Origin of the sequence: Nocardia otitidiscaviarum NBRC 14405 (assembly GCF_000308635.1) — a bacterium.
Classification (GTDB): Bacteria; Actinomycetota; Actinomycetes; order Mycobacteriales; family Mycobacteriaceae; genus Nocardia; species Nocardia otitidiscaviarum.
Genome location: NZ_BAGD01000071.1, coordinates 1 through 13,942 on the forward strand (window position 1 = coordinate 1; position 13,942 = coordinate 13,942).

The following is a 13,942-nucleotide window of genomic DNA, read 5'->3' on the forward strand; positions in this document are numbered from 1 at the left end:
CCTTCGCGCCGCACGAGGCGGCGCGCTGGTTCGCCGCGGCCGCCACCGCCTGCGACCGGGACGGCGATACGCGCGGCAGCCTCGAAGCCACCCTGGGGCTCGGGCGCGCCACCGCGCTCACCGGAGATCTCGCGGAATCGAGACGGCTATCGACGATCCGGAACTCACCGCGCGCGTCATCACCGCCTTCGACGTCCCCGCCCTCTGGACCGACACCGACGATCCGGAACTGGCCCGCCAGGTGGTGACGATCGCGGAACGCATCCTGCCTCGGCTCCCGGACAGCGGCGCGGGCGCCTCGGTCGATCGTTCCGACATCGCGGCGCTGCGTGCCCGCCTGCTCACCACCATCGCGCTGGAACTGCGCGCCGCCGACAGCGCACGCGGGCGGGCGGCGGCCGCCGAGGCCGAACGGATCGCGCGTCGGCTCGACGATCCGGCCCTGCTGGCATTCGCGCTGAACGGCCGCTTCATGCAGAGCTTCCACCGCGTCGGACTCGCCCCCGAACGCGCCCGCATCGCCGACGAACTCATCACCGTGTCGCAGGCGCACGAACTGGTGAGCTTCGAGGTGCTCGGCCACCTCATCGCCGTGCAGTCATTCAGCGCCACCGCGGATTTCGCCGCCGCCGATGCGCATGCCGTCGCGGCCGACGCGCTGGGTGAGAAGTACGGGTTGCGGCTGGTCGCCTTCTTCACCCGCTGGTATGCCACGCTGCGCGACGCGCTGACCCTGCCACCCGCCGACGCGGAGGCCGCCTACCGCGCCACCGCCGCCGCCCACCCCGGCGCGGCCATGCCCGGCCTCCGGCACGGTCTGCTCCCCCTGGCCCTGCTGTGCGTGCGCCTCCGCCACGACCTGCCGCTCGACACCGATCCGCGACAGGACTTCGGCCCGCACGAGCCCTGGGTGCGCCCCCTGCTCCTGCTCGGCCAGCACCGCGCAGACGCCGCCCGCAGCGCACTGCACGTCGCCCCCACACCCCCACCGGACCTGCTGCTGGAACTGCGCCTGTGCCTGCTCGCCCGCGCCGCCCGCGACCTCGGTGAACACACCCTGCTGGCGACACTGCGCGACCGACTGGCCCCCGCCGCGGGCGAACTCGCGGGCGCGGGCACCGGCCTGCTCGCCCTGGGCCCGGTCGCGAACTTCCTCGACGACCCGGAGGTCGGCGGCGACCGGCCGTGACACCGGGTGCGGACGGTGGGTGCTGTGGTGTGGGCACCGCGGCGTCGATCGGGGCGCTATGCCGGAACCGGTGCGGTGCCGAGCGCGTCCGCCAAGGCGGTGAGGGTCGGGGCGCATCCGGCGTCGATGCGCAGCGTCGCCAGTTCGTCGCCTCGGGTGGGGCCGCGGTTGACGATCACCACGGGGCGGTGGGTTCCGGCGGCGTGGCGGACGAAGCGCAGGCCGGACATGACGGTGAGGGAGGAACCGGTGACGAGGAGGGCGTCGGCGGCGTCGACCATCGAGAAGGCTGCTGCCACACGGTCTTTGGGGACCGATTCGCCGAAGTAGACGATATCGGGTTTGAGCATGCCGCCGCAGCGGTGACAGTCGACCATGCGGAAGGCGGAGGTGTCGTCGAGTACGGCGTCGGCGTCGGGGGCCACCTCGAGGCCGTCGAGGGTGATGGTGTCGGCGAAGCCCGGATTGGCGGCCTCCAGCCGGTCGGCCAGGGTCAGACGGGAGATGAGGCCCTGGCAGCTGAGGCAGCGCACGCGCAGGTAGGTGCCGTGCAGGTCGATGACGGCGCGGCTGCCCGCCTTGGTGTGCAGCAGATCCACGTTCTGGGTGATCAGCCCGGTGACCACGCCCGCGCGTTCCAGCCGCGCCAGCGCGCGATGCCCGGCATTCGGCCGCGCGGCGTCCATGCGCCGCCAGCCGACGTGATTGCGGGCCCAGTAGCGCTGCCGGAAGACCGGATCGCCGACGAACTGCTGATAGGTCATGGGATTGCGGGGCGGCGCGTCCGGACTGCGGTAGTCCGGGATCCCGCTGTCGGTGGAGATGCCCGCCCCGGTCAGCACCGCCACCCGCCGCCCGGCCAGCATCTCGACCAGCGCACCGAGCCCCGGAACCACCGCCTCATCCGACATGCACCCAGGGTACGAGCCCGCCCGTCGGCGTACACGCGTGCCGTGCGGGTGGTGCGTGTCCGGTGCTCGTATCGCTCACCGCGAGCCGTTGGTGTTGAGGTAGACGACCGGTCCGCCGTCGAAGTGGCCGCGGGCGTCGAGTGCCAGCAGGGCCGCCAGGGCCTTGGCGGTGTAAACGGGTTCCAGTTCGAGGTGTTCGAGGTCGGCGGCAAGCCGTCGGGCCGCCTCGCCCTCGGCGGTGGGGTGGCCGTAGCCAGTGCCGAGCCAGTCCGTGACGACCTCCAGATTGCCGGTGGGCGTGCGGGTTTCGGGTAGGCGCGCACCGCGACGGCGGAGCAGGCGCGCGGTGCGGTGGGTCAGGCGGGTGAGCGATCGGTGGTCCAGGCGCAGGGTGTCGTTCACGACCACGCCCAGCACGCGGGTGGACAGCCCCGCCAGCCGCAGGCCCAGGGCCAGCCCGGCCACCGTCCCGCCCGACCCCACCGGGGTGACGAGATGGGTCGGCTCGGGCAGCTCCCCGGACCGCACCTGCTCGGCCAGTTCCAGCGCCGCCTCCACATAGCCGAGCGCGCCCACGGGGGAGGAACCGCCCGCCGGGAGCGGATACGGCGGGCGCATGCCCGAGAAGTGCCGCGCGAGGAGCAGGGGCGCGGCCAGTACCGTCCGCGCCCTGGTATGGGTGAGGTGCAGCTCCGCCCCGGAGGCGCGCAGCCGCTCCAACTGTCGCCGCACATGGTCGTCCACCGGCTGATCCACCAGTGCCAGTACGGTTTTCAGCCCGTGCTCGCGCCCGTAGAGCGCGGTCGCCAACCCCCAGTTGGTACCCAGCCCGCCCACGGTCACGATGGTGCGTCGACCCCGCCGCAGCGCATCCGGCAACAGCCATTCGAGTTTGCGCACCTTGTTCCCGCCCCACCCGCCGTCCCCGAACGCGCTGTCGTCCTTCACCCACAGGTCCGCCCCGGCCCCCAACGCCGTCAGCCTCCGCACCGGTGTCGGCCGGGTACCGAGCGCCAGATGCGGCAGCGTCTGCGAGAGTTCCGGATGCAATCGGTGCAGCAGAGGAGTCACGCGCGCAGCGTATCCCGGCCACGCGCCGCTCCGGCGAGCCCAGTACTCCCGGCCCCGGCGAAGGGCGGAATGATGAGCGTTTCCGGCGAATCGGGCGCATGCTGAATCATGAGCACGAACAATTCCGGCGGGAGCCGTGCGGGGTTGGCGTTGGCGATCGCCGGGGTGGCGGTCGTTCTCGCGGCGGCGGCGGTGCTGTTCGCGGTGAGTCGGGACGGACTCGATTCCGGTGACGGCGCGACGTCGGCGCGGCCCACCCCGGGAACGGCGTCCGTCGCGCCGACCACCGCACCCGGCACGGGAGGCATCGGGACCGGAACGTCGCAGCCCGGAGTTTCCGCGTCCGACCCGGCCGCCCCGACCACTCCGTCCGACCCGGATCATTTCGCCTATCAGCCACTGTGGCCCTTCGCCACCGCCGCCGACGCCGCCGACTGGCAGCGCGCCTACCGCGAGGGCGGTCATCAGCCGTGGCATCTCGACGCCCCCGCCGTCGCCCTCATGTTCACCCAGCAGTACCTGGGCTACGGCAGTGTCGACCGGGTGGTGAACGCCCAGTACCGCGAGGACGAAGCGTGGATCACCGTCGGCTACGCCCGCCCCGACGATCCCGGCCATGTCGGACTGCCCGCCGCCATGCTGCACCTGGTGCGATTCGCCAGCGGTCCGGACGCGCCGTGGGAGGTGGTCGGCACCGAGGACCGCACCCTCACCCTCACCACCCCGCCGTACGGCTCGCAGGTCGGTTCGCCGATCACGGTGGGCGGACGCATCTCCGGCATGGACGAGAGCCTCGACATCCAGGTCCGCCAGCTCGGCCGCGAGCGGCCGGTGGGCACGGTCGGCCGGATTCCCGCCGGTGGTATGGATATGCCGTGGTCGGCGACGGTCCCCGTCGATGCCTCCTGTCCGGGCACGCTCACGGTGGCGGTCGCGACCGGAGGCCATGTCACCGATGTGGAGCGCTTCGCGGTCACCGGGGTGCGCTGCTGAAATCGTTCAGGATTCCAGTTTCTCGGCCAGCGCGGGCAGCCGGTCCACCATATCCACCACATAGTCGGCGACCACGTCGATCATGACGGGCCGCTCCACCTTCAGCCCGCCGTCCAGCCACACCAGCATGAGTTCGGCCGCGCCGCCGGTGATCAGCTGGGCCAGGGCGGTGAGCGCGTTGTCCTCGCCCTCGGGAATGTCGAGCAGCAGCCGGGCCTCCTGCATGATCACAGCCGCGACCCGCCGCATCCCCTCGAAGCGCCGTCGCATGAGGCCCTCGCTGCCGTGCGCCTGCGCCAGCGCGATATTGGCGCGGCGCGGATCGTCGGTGAGCGCCACGATGAGCGCCGCCACCCCGGCCCGGATCTTGTCCGCCTGGTCGCCCTCGGTGTCGGCGATGGCGGCGCGCGCGGAATCGAGTGCCGCGCCTTGGATCTCGTCGAGCAGATCGCCGGCGAGCGCGTCCAGGTCCGGAAAGGACTCGTAGAAGAACCGCGGCCCGACCCGGGCCTGCTCGCAGACCCCGCGCACGGTGAGGGCGGACAGCCCCTGGGTGCCGATGATGTCGAGCGCGGCGTCCAGTAGGCGGCGACGGCGCTGCTCGCGCCGTTCGTCGGTGGTCGCTCCGCGATAGGTCCCGCCGAATTCCCGCCTCACACCGACCAGCTTGGCACACTTATCGGGAAACGACTGTTTACGGAAACCACCGTTTCCGGTACTGTGAGATTCATCTCGAAGGGAGACCGACGATGAATCTCCTTGTGCCCCGGGACTTCCGGGATCCGGTCGGCCATGCCCGCCAGGTGCGGGCCCGGCTCAATCAGCGGTTACAGCGCGCGGTCGGCGGGGTGGCGGAGCGCTACCCGTCACCGCCCCGCCCGCTGGCGACACCCCCGCTGGGCAGCGGCCTGAAACCGGTCATGGGTGATTTCGGGCCACCCTGGATCGGCTATATGCTCAGCTCGCTCGCCGACCCGATCGACTTCTCCCGCAAGCGATTACGGGATTACGGGCCGGTGAACTGGGCGGGCGGCTTCGGACGTCCGATCGTCGGCGTCGGCAGCCCGGAGGCGCTGGAGCAGGTGATGCTGGACCGGGACCGAGTGTTCTCGGCGGAGCGTGGCTGGGAATTCCTGATCGGCCCGTTCTTCCGTGGCGGCCTGCTGCTGCGCGATTTCGACGATCACCTCTACCATCGCCGCATCCTGCAGCAGGTCTTCACCCGACCGCGCCTGGACGGCTATCTCGAACTCACCTCGCCACTGCTGGCCCGGGGCATCGCGGACTGGCGGCCGGGACCGGACTTCCGGCTCTACGACGCGGTGAAACGGCTGTTGCTGGCGCAGGCGACCGCCGTCTTCGCGGGCGCGGAACTGGGTCCGGAGAGCAACCGGCTGTCGCGGGCGTTCGAGGACGCCGTGCACGGCGGCACCGCCATGATCCGGGCCGATGTCCCCGGCGGGGTGTGGCATCGCGGCCTGCGCGGTCGGCGCATGCTCGAGGAGTACTTCCGGCGCGAGCTGCCGCGGCGGCGCGCGGGGGAGGCCGCCGATCTGTTCAGCGTGCTCGCCCGGGTGGCGACCATGCCCGAGCACCGGCTCACCGATGCCGACGTGATCGCGCACATGATCTTCGTGATGATGGCCGCGCACGACACCAGCGCCATCTCCATCGCCATGCTGGCCTACGAGCTGGCCCGGCACCCCGACTGGCAGGAGCGGCTGCGAGCGGAGTCGCGCGCACTGGGTAAGGCCGAGCTCGACTACGGCGACCTGGCCCGGCTGCCGAGTCTGGACCTGGCCTTCAAGGAGGCGCTGCGGATGTACGCGCCGGTGGCTCAGCAGGCCCGCGAGACCATTGCCGACACCGATATCGCGGGCCACTACGTGCCCGCGGGCACGCTCGTCATGACCGCGCCGTACACCATGATGCGGCAGCGGGAGTTCTGGCGCGATCCGGACGCCTTCGAGCCGGAGCGCTTCGACGCCGACCACCGCGAGGACTCCGCACACCGCTTCGCCTGGGCGCCGTTCGGCGGCGGGGCGCACAAGTGCATCGGCCTCTACTTCGGTGGGATGACGGTGAAGGCGGTGCTGCACCGCATGCTGCTGGCGTACCGCTGGAGTGTGCCGCCGGGGTATCGGGTGCCGCTCATCGCGGGTACCGGACCGCTGCCCGCCGACGGGCTGCCCATGCGGCTGGAACGGCTCGGCGCATGAGGATCGAGGCCGATCTCACCCGCTGTGCGGGGCACGGTATGTGCGAGGCCGTCGCACCCGAGCTGTTCCGGGTGGGCGATGACGAGCGGGTGGCCGTGCGGTGTGCCGAGGTGCCCGAATCCGAGCGGGAGGTGGCCCTGTTGGCGGTGGACAGTTGCCCCACTCAGGCGCTGCGTTCGGCCTGATCACGCGGGTCTCGAAATGTAATACCGACCGCGCGGTAGCTACTCAACAGCTACTGGTCGGTCTACTGTGCGGCTATGGATATGGCACTCGAGTGGGACCGGCACCCAGGTACCGGCCTGCGCCTGGCGAATGAACTAGCGGGAGCGGCGGGACTGTTCCAACTGGAGGACGTCGCCCTCGACCAGCCATCCGACCTGCTCGGCACCATTGCCGCCCGCTCGGACGGCCGCCTGCTCGGCTGGGCGGAGCTACGCGCCGCCGGACCCCGCGACGCCTGGGTCCAGGTCATCGACGCCGATCGGCTCGTACGCTCCATCCGCCTGGGACACACCGACGACACGCCCGCCACGCCGGACGAGACCGAGGTCTTCGCCACCCTCATCGCCTCCGCCGCCGGACACGCCCAGGGCGCGGGCTACCGCGTGCTGCGCTGGGAGGGGTCCGACACCGGTCCGGAGGGGCAGGCCGCCGCACTGCTGGAGGCCGATGTCATCGGTGAGGTGGCCCGGCTGTGGACCGCCGAGCTGGGCAGCTGGGAACCGCCGGAGGGGGCCGGGGCCATCGCCGCCGACCAGTGGATTCTGCACGCCGAGGCCGAGTCCACCGAGCCGCCCGGCAATCTGTTCATCGTGGCGTTGCTGGGTGAGGGGGCCACCGATCCGATCGCCACCATCACCGCGACCATCATCGACGACATCGCCTACATCAACACCGGCGAACAGATCTCCTACGCCGACGTCGACTCCGACCGCCTGGCCGGTCTCGTGGTGGCGCTGCTGGCCGAGATCCAGGATCGCTTCCCGGCCGTCGCCATGCTGCGCGTCTTCGAGTTCGACGACGCCACCGTGCGCGCCGCCCTCGAGCACGCCGGACTGGAGTTGGCCGCGCACTTCCGCGATTACGAGCTGGTGCTGGTCGAGGACTGACCCCGCGCGGCGATCCGGTCCAGCCCGTCGAGCGCGCCCAGCATCAGCTCCACATTGTCGTGGACGAATTCGTCTCGGGCATAAGGGGTTTCGCCGTAGGCCAGGGCGGTCGTGGTCTCGCCGAAGGCCGCCACCAGGAAGCGTGCGGTGAGTACCACCGCCCGGTCCTCGGCCCGCGCGCCCGCGACGAGTCCGGCCAGGATGGTCGCGAAGGCGGTCACGTAGTCCTCCGACCGCTCCAGTCTGCGCCGGGCGCTGCCGGGATGGCCGTATGCCTTGGTGGACAGGAATTTGCCCTTGGCGGGCTGGCCGAGGAAGAAGTCGGTGATGGCCTCCACCACCGCCGTGATGCGGGCGTGCCGGTCGGGCGGGGTGTCGCGGACCGCGGCGTGCACCGTCTGCGCCAGCTCGCGCGCAGCGGCGTCGAATGCCGCCGCGGTGAGTTCGTCCAGATCGGCGAAGCTCTCGTAGACGAACCGGGTCGACAGGCCCGCCGCCGCGGCCACGCGCCGCACGGTCAGCGCGCCCGCTCCCTCGCGTGCCATCACCTCGATGGCGGCGTCGACCAACTGCTCGCGCCGACCGCGCATCCGCTCGTCGGCCGCGATCCCGCCGTAGCGCCGGGCGGCCTTCATCGACGCGGCTCCGACATGGTGGTCCGCGTCACTGCCGCCGAATATTGACACATTTGTTTCCTGAAACCTACCTTTCTAGACACAAATGATTCCTCAATGTGGAGGCGTTGCCATGGCCAGCCCCGTGTCGGAAATCTACGCGACCGACGACCCCGAACCCGCGCGCCGGGGAGTCGCGCCGGACTCGCCGGCGGCCCGCTACGCCGCCGACTGGCGACTGATCATGCTGGCCCCGAGCGCCCTGCTGCTCCAGGTCGCCCACCCGGTCATCGGTTCCGGCGTGGCCCAGCACTCGGTCTACACCACCGACCCGCTGGGCCGCTTCGACCGCTCCTACTGGCCGACCATCGCCCTGGCCTTCTACGGCGACGACACCGCCGCCTACGGACGCGACATCCGCGCCATGCACAGGGGCATCACCGGCGTGGACCACGCGGGCCGCCGCTACCACGCCTGGGAACCGGAGGCGTACTTCTGGGTGCTCGGCACCGCGTACTGGGCCTGCACGGTGGTGGCCGACCGCTTCGGACGAGGACTGTCCCGCACCGAGAAAGCCGAACTGTACGCGGGTTGGCGGCAGGCCAGCCTGCTCGCGGGCCTGCGCGAGCGCGACGCCCCATCCGAGGTGGCCGACTTCGACCGATTCTTCGAGCGCATGCTGACCGAGCGACTCGAGCATCACCCGAGCGTGGACGACGTGCTCGCCACCCTGCGCCGCCCACCGGCCCCGGCCGGTATGCCCGCCCTGCTGTGGCGGCCGATCATGTGGGGCATCGTCGGACCGTTCGCGGCCTGGGTGAACACCGGTGTCCTGCCGCCCCGGGTGCGCGACCTGCTCGGCCTGGAGTGGACGGCGCGCGACGAAGCGCTGCTCCGCGGCTGGGCGGTGCTGGTGCGAACCGTCGACCGAGTGCTGCCGCGTCCGGTGCGCGAGATCGGCCGCACGGTCGCGCTCCGGCGCAAGGACGCCATCACCGCCACGGCCCGGCACGCCGCCTCCGGGGCGCACGGCGATTAGCTCTCGTGCCGCCTGGTCGCGCATGTGCGCCGAGTGTCACCGCACGTCGCGGGGGACCCCGAGTTCGCGGTCGAGGTAGCGCAGGTCGGGGTCGTCGCGGCTGCCGTTGCGGAAGGCGCGGAAGACCAGGTCCTGGGGGTGGTGGACGGCGAAGACGTCGCGGAAGGTGGCGACGGTGCGGTGCGGGATGCCCGCCAGGCGCGGGTGGTAGCCGGTGTGGGCCTCGGGACCCTCCCAGATGAGTGCGCCGCTCTGCGGGGCGAAGGTCCAGCCGAGGGCGGTCATGCGGCGGTCGAATTCACCCGCGCCGAGTCCGGCCACATCCCAGCCGCTGGCCTCGTTGTGCAGGCGGCGGCCGTGCAGGAACTGCACGAAGCACGGATCCGGTCCGGGGTGCGGGGTGCTGAGGCTGAGGACGCTGTCCCAGGGCAGCGTGGTCAGCGCCCAGGCCAGCCGGACGGTGAAGTCGGCCCAGTCGTCACACGCCGGGGCGGCGGCGCGGGCGGTGGGGCGTTCGGCGGGCAGGCCGTAGGAATCGGTGCCGGGAGCGTCCAGGCTCCAGGTGGCGCAGCGTAGTCGGCGCGGGGCCATGGCCAGGCCGGCGTCCAGCACCGCCACCACCGAGGCCGCCACCCGCCGCCGCGCCTCGACCGCCTCGCCGCGTCGCCAGCCGGTGTGCCAGGCGCGCGCCAGCTCCGGTCGCCGCCATACCCGCTCCACCGCGCGTAGCTCCGGATTGGGCTGTGTCGCATCCGATTCCAGGGGCAGCGGGCAGGGCTCCCAGAGTCCGTCCGGCTGGTCGCGCAGCACGGTCAGCAGGTGTTCGGCGGCGGCGGCGTCATCCGGGACGGGCAGCAGGACTTCGATGGCACAGCCCTGCTGCGCGAAATGAACGCACCGCCCGGTATTTTCGTCACGCAGTTGCAGGAAGCGCGGATTCCAGTCCAGGCCGGATTCGAGGTCCTCCTCTTCGAGAAAGTGCGGCATGCTGCGCAACAGTCCGTCCCACCTGTCCTCACCCATCTCCCTCTCCTCCCGATTCCCGGCGGTTAAGTTACCGGGGGCGGCAATCACTTTGCCCGGCAAGGGTTGCCGGTGCACAGTGGAGCGCAGCATGGTAGAACGTGTTCTAGTTTTCGCTCGATGAAGGATCTCGATGAACTGGTACACCGGGAATACCACCTACGACACCGTGCTCGCCATCGGCTTCGCGTTCGCGGCATTCGTGCTGATCGGCGGGCTTTTCGGACAAAGTCCGTACGGTCGATTCGCGACGGCGAAGCTAGGTCTCAACCTGAACCCGAGACTCGGCTGGTGGCTCATGGAGATTCCGGCGACCGTGGTTTTCGCGGTCTGCTTCCTGGCCGGGCCGAACCGATTCGAACCCACCGCGCTGGTGCTGGCCGCGATCTGGGTGCTGCACTACGGCAATCGCGGCTGGTTCTTCCCGCTGTCCATCCGCCAGGTGCCGGGCAAACGCGGCAGTTTCAACATCTCGGTGCTGGCCATGGGCATGTTCGTCACCGCCCTGCACGGCTACCTCAACGGCACCCTGTTCAGCCACGACTACCTGGACCGGTACGACACCGACTGGCTCACCGACCCGCGCTTCCTGATCGGTCTGGTGGTCTACCTGTGCGGCTTCGCGCTACTGGTCCACTCCGAGAGCATTGTTCGCAATCTTCGCGACAAGAACGATCCGGGCGCAACGGAATACAAGATCCCCTACGGCGGCGGCTTCCGATTCGTCACCAGCCCCACCTATCTCGGCGAGCTGATCGCCTGGACCGGATTCGCCATCCTGACCTGGGCGCTGCCCGGTGTGGTGATCCTGCTGATCACCGTGGGCAATCTGGTGCCGCGCGCCTTCGCCACGCATCGCTGGTACCGGGAGAAGTTCGCCGACTACCCGGCGGAGCGAAAAGCCCTCATTCCCTTCGTGATATGAGAAATTGTCCGACACGGAATTCCCCAGGGACGGGATTGGGCTACGGTAATCGCATGGCGCGTCTGGTGAGTAAAGAACAGTACTTCGACCAGGGCCTCGACGTTTTGGCACAGGCCGGTTTCGCCGGGCTCAATATCGGGGTGCTGTGCCGGGCGCTGGGTGTCACGAGCGGGTCCTTCTACCACCACTTCGGCAGTTGGCAGGGATTCGTGGACGCCCTACTGGCCTACTGGGAGGGGCAGCAGGCCAGACGGTTGCGCGAGCTGGAGTTCGGCAGCGGCACACCGGAATCCGATGTGGACAAACTGCGCGAACTGACGCTGGGGCTGCACCACCGGGCCGAGGCCGCCATCCGCGCGTGGGGCGCGAACGACGCCTCGGTCGGCACGGTGCTGCGCCGGGTGGACGACGCCCGGCGCCGGATTCTCGGCAAGGCGATCGCCGGGGTGGTGGGGGATCGGGCCGCCGCGGCCCATCTCACCTCGCTCGGCATGGCCATGCTGGTCGGCTATCAGCAGCTCTCGGCGGCCGGGCACCGCGACGACTTCGCCCCGCTGCTGGACGAGTTCGTGCGACTGGTGTTCTCGCACGCGCACGTGGTCGCCTGATCCGGTGCTAGCGGCCGCGAGGTCCGTACGAGTCCCGCGCCCCGCGCTCGAACTTGTTGCGGTACATGGCCGTATCCACGGTGTGCATGAGATCGTCCACCGCCGTCGGTGCGCTCTCGGCGACGGCGGTGCCGATACTCGCGCCCAGCGTCACCGGATGTCCGTCCACCGCGAACGGCGCGCCCAGGGCCGCGAGCATCTCCTCGGCCAGCTTCGCCAGCTCGTCGGCATCGCACCGCTCGACCAGCACGATGAACTCGTCGCCGCCGATGCGCGCGGCCATCCCGCCCACCGCGGAGACGGTGGTGAGCAGCCGGGTCGCCACCTCCCGCAGCACCCGGTCGCCGGTGGCGTGGCCGTACTCGTCGTTGATCTCCTTGAAGCCGTCCAGATCCAGATAGCAGACACCGACCGGCGGCTCGGCCGCACCGAGCCGGTCGAAGAACAGCAGCCGGTTGGGTAGGCCGGTGAGCGGATCGTGGTGGGCGTCGTGCCACAGCCGGTCGGAGAGCTGTTTGCGTTCGGTGACGTCGACGGTGACACCCACCAGGAAGCGCGGCCGCCCGTCGCCGTCGCGTACCACCGACATGGACAGGTCGATGGTCTTGCAGCTGCCGTCGGGGCGCTCGTGCGCGGTCTCGGTGCGGAACCGGTCGGTTTCGCCGGTGAGCAGCCGTTGGAACTGGTCGAAGGCGTCGCCGATATTCTGCGGTCCGAGAATGTCGGCCACCGAACGGCCCGGCATCTCCGCCGCGGGCACACCGAGGGTTTCGGCCATGGCGGCGTTCACGTCCAATACCTGGCCGGTGCTGATGTCGATGGTGCCGATACCGACCGAGGCGGCGGTGAAGATGGCCTCGAACCGCGCCTCCGACAGCTGTCGCCGCGCCTCCGCCTCCCGGGCCGCGGTGAGCGCCGCGGCGAGGGTGGTCTCCTGTTCGGCCAGCGCGGCCTGGCGTAGTCGGTCGGTGAACGCGGCCGCGAATTCGGCCGCCACCGCGGCCGCCCGCGCTCGGCCCGGATGGTAGTCGGCGGCCGTGGGGTCGGGGTATTCGGCGTCGAACATCTCCCCGCAGATCAGCAGCACCGAGTGGTGGACGGCGCGGGCGTCGCGGTAGTTGGCGGCGACCAGCGCGGCCGCCGCCGCACCCGCGACCGCCGGATCGCCCGTCCCCCGGATCGCCGCCAGCAGACCACCGGTGTACTGCCCGAGCAGCACCTCCACCTGGGCGCGGGTGAGCGTCGGCGCGACCGCGCCGTCGAGAAGTTCGGCCCATCGCACGGCCACATCTCGCGCTCCCACCGCAACCCCCTGTCGAGTCCGTCGAATCAGGGCTTCCGACCCACGCCCGCCAGACCCAGTGAGCGCCCCGGTGCCTCGTGATGGTCGCGTTCGGATTCCGGCCGCCACAGCGGCAGCTCGACGACGCCGGGTTCGATCAGTTCCCAGCCGTCGAACATGGTGGTGATCGCCGCGCGGGACCGGAAGTGAATACCGATCTTATTCTCGTTCTCGGCATTGGCGCCCAACTTGGCGGCGTCCTCGGGACGCTGCGCCGAGGTGAGGTGCGAAATCGCCACGTAGCTGCCGCCCGGCACCGCCGCCCGCAGCTCCGACACCAGCTCCGCGGGCCGGTCCTCGTCGCCCACCAGGTGCAGCACCGCGACCAGCAGGATGCCGACGGGCTGGGAGAAGTCGACGAGTCCGGTCGCGCGGGCCCGCTCGAGCAGGTCGGCGGGTTTGCGCAGGTCGGCCTCGATGGCCCCGGCGCGCTCGTTACCGCTCAGAATGGCCTTGGCGTGCGCCACCGCCACCGGGTCGATATCCGCGTACAGCACCCGCGCGGCGGGGTCGATCTCCTGGGCGATCTCGTGCACATTGCCCGCGGTCGGAATGCCGGAGCCGACGTCGAAGAACTGCCGCACCCCCGCGTCCATCAGGTACCGCACCGCCCGCCGCAGGAACGCCCGGTTGCTGAGCGCCAGCCGGGGCAGGTCGGGGACCAGCTTCTTGCCCATCTCGGCCGCCTGCCGGTCGATCTCGAAATTGTGCGAGCCGCCCAGCAGTGCGTCGTACATGCGTGCCGGACTGGCCTGGGTCATGTCCACGCCCTCCGGGGCCCACGCCGGTCTGTCCATTCGAAACCCTCCTGCGAACCAACGATCTCGGACCACGCCGCGGGCGGGCGGATCCGCTGCCGGATGCTCCGTGTTCACGATCACCCGGGCTGTGCTCTG

14 protein-coding genes and 1 pseudogene are annotated in these 13,942 nt (G+C 70.8%); 8 read left to right on the forward strand and 7 right to left on the reverse strand.

Annotation, left to right across the window (positions count from 1 at the left end; all coding sequences use genetic code 11):
• Positions 1 to 1,189 (forward strand): annotated as a pseudogene (locus ON31_RS14075) (SARP family transcriptional regulator); the annotation flags it as partial.
• A gap of 56 nt (positions 1,190 to 1,245) precedes the next feature.
• Here ON31_RS14075 and ON31_RS14080 read toward each other — a convergent pair.
• Positions 1,246 to 2,100 (reverse strand): NAD-dependent protein deacetylase, encoded by an 855-nt coding sequence (locus ON31_RS14080; RefSeq protein WP_051037226.1) that lies wholly within the window; start codon positions 2,098 to 2,100, stop codon positions 1,246 to 1,248.
• 75 nt (positions 2,101 to 2,175) lie between these two features.
• Entirely contained in the window at positions 2,176 to 3,171 is a 996-nt protein-coding gene (locus ON31_RS14085; protein WP_039813909.1) for a 1-aminocyclopropane-1-carboxylate deaminase/D-cysteine desulfhydrase, read from the reverse strand.
• 108 nt (positions 3,172 to 3,279) lie between these two features.
• Here ON31_RS14085 and ON31_RS14090 point away from each other — a divergent pair, with 108 nt between their 5' ends.
• Positions 3,280 to 4,164: a hypothetical protein gene (locus ON31_RS14090; RefSeq protein WP_081592440.1), complete on the forward strand. Its 885-nt coding sequence runs from the start codon at positions 3,280 to 3,282 to the stop codon at positions 4,162 to 4,164.
• Between the two features lie 6 nt (positions 4,165 to 4,170).
• On the opposite strand, the gene ON31_RS14095 is transcribed toward ON31_RS14090, so the two are convergent.
• The gene (locus ON31_RS14095) at positions 4,171 to 4,821 is read right to left on the reverse strand and encodes a TetR/AcrR family transcriptional regulator (RefSeq protein ID WP_039813911.1); all 651 of its coding nucleotides are present in this window, start codon (positions 4,819 to 4,821) and stop codon (positions 4,171 to 4,173) included.
• A 92-nt stretch (positions 4,822 to 4,913) separates the two neighbouring features.
• Here ON31_RS14095 and ON31_RS14100 point away from each other — a divergent pair, with 92 nt between their 5' ends.
• From ON31_RS14100 to ON31_RS14110, 3 genes are all read left to right on the forward strand, one after another.
• Positions 4,914 to 6,383, forward strand: a complete 1,470-nt coding sequence (locus ON31_RS14100) for a cytochrome P450 (RefSeq protein WP_081592441.1) — start codon at positions 4,914 to 4,916, stop codon at positions 6,381 to 6,383.
• Positions 6,380 to 6,568 carry a ferredoxin gene (locus tag ON31_RS14105; RefSeq protein WP_039813914.1) on the forward strand — a complete coding sequence of 63 codons (189 nt, stop codon included), beginning with the start codon at positions 6,380 to 6,382 and terminating at the stop codon, positions 6,566 to 6,568. Before ON31_RS14100 ends, ON31_RS14105 begins: the two co-directional genes overlap by 4 nt.
• A 75-nt stretch (positions 6,569 to 6,643) precedes the next feature.
• Positions 6,644 to 7,495, forward strand: a complete 852-nt coding sequence (locus tag ON31_RS14110; protein WP_039813915.1) for a hypothetical protein — start codon at positions 6,644 to 6,646, stop codon at positions 7,493 to 7,495.
• Here the strand turns inward: ON31_RS14110 and ON31_RS14115 are convergent.
• Positions 7,468 to 8,181 carry a TetR/AcrR family transcriptional regulator gene (locus ON31_RS14115; RefSeq protein ID WP_147287230.1) on the reverse strand — a complete coding sequence of 238 codons (714 nt, stop codon included), beginning with the start codon at positions 8,179 to 8,181 and terminating at the stop codon, positions 7,468 to 7,470. The two genes, ON31_RS14110 and ON31_RS14115, sit on opposite strands and share 28 nt — an antisense overlap.
• Before the next feature lie 61 nt (positions 8,182 to 8,242).
• Here ON31_RS14115 and ON31_RS14120 point away from each other — a divergent pair, with 61 nt between their 5' ends.
• On the forward strand, positions 8,243 to 9,148 hold the full coding sequence (locus tag ON31_RS14120) for an oxygenase MpaB family protein (RefSeq protein WP_051037227.1): 906 nt from the start codon (positions 8,243 to 8,245) through the stop codon (positions 9,146 to 9,148).
• 36 nt (positions 9,149 to 9,184) lie between these two features.
• On the opposite strand, the gene ON31_RS14125 is transcribed toward ON31_RS14120, so the two are convergent.
• Positions 9,185 to 10,171: a TY-Chap domain-containing protein gene (locus ON31_RS14125; protein ID WP_039813920.1), complete on the reverse strand. Its 987-nt coding sequence runs from the start codon at positions 10,169 to 10,171 to the stop codon at positions 9,185 to 9,187.
• Between the two features lie 133 nt (positions 10,172 to 10,304).
• Here ON31_RS14125 and ON31_RS14130 point away from each other — a divergent pair, with 133 nt between their 5' ends.
• Positions 10,305 to 11,096: a phosphatidylethanolamine N-methyltransferase family domain-containing protein gene (locus tag ON31_RS14130; RefSeq protein ID WP_039813924.1), complete on the forward strand. Its 792-nt coding sequence runs from the start codon at positions 10,305 to 10,307 to the stop codon at positions 11,094 to 11,096.
• A gap of 53 nt (positions 11,097 to 11,149) precedes the next feature.
• Positions 11,150 to 11,704 carry a TetR/AcrR family transcriptional regulator gene (locus tag ON31_RS14135; protein WP_039813926.1) on the forward strand — a complete coding sequence of 185 codons (555 nt, stop codon included), beginning with the start codon at positions 11,150 to 11,152 and terminating at the stop codon, positions 11,702 to 11,704.
• Positions 11,705 to 11,711: 7 nt separating this feature from the next.
• Here the strand turns inward: ON31_RS14135 and ON31_RS14140 are convergent, their stop codons facing one another.
• Complete coding sequence (locus tag ON31_RS14140; RefSeq protein WP_255222098.1) at positions 11,712 to 12,992, reverse strand: sensor domain-containing diguanylate cyclase; 1,281 nt, start codon at positions 12,990 to 12,992, stop codon at positions 11,712 to 11,714.
• A gap of 41 nt (positions 12,993 to 13,033) precedes the next feature.
• A complete protein-coding gene (locus ON31_RS14145; RefSeq protein WP_039813928.1) occupies positions 13,034 to 13,843 on the reverse strand; it encodes an SAM-dependent methyltransferase in 810 nt (269 codons plus the stop codon).
• Between the last annotated feature and the right edge of the window lie 99 nt (positions 13,844 to 13,942).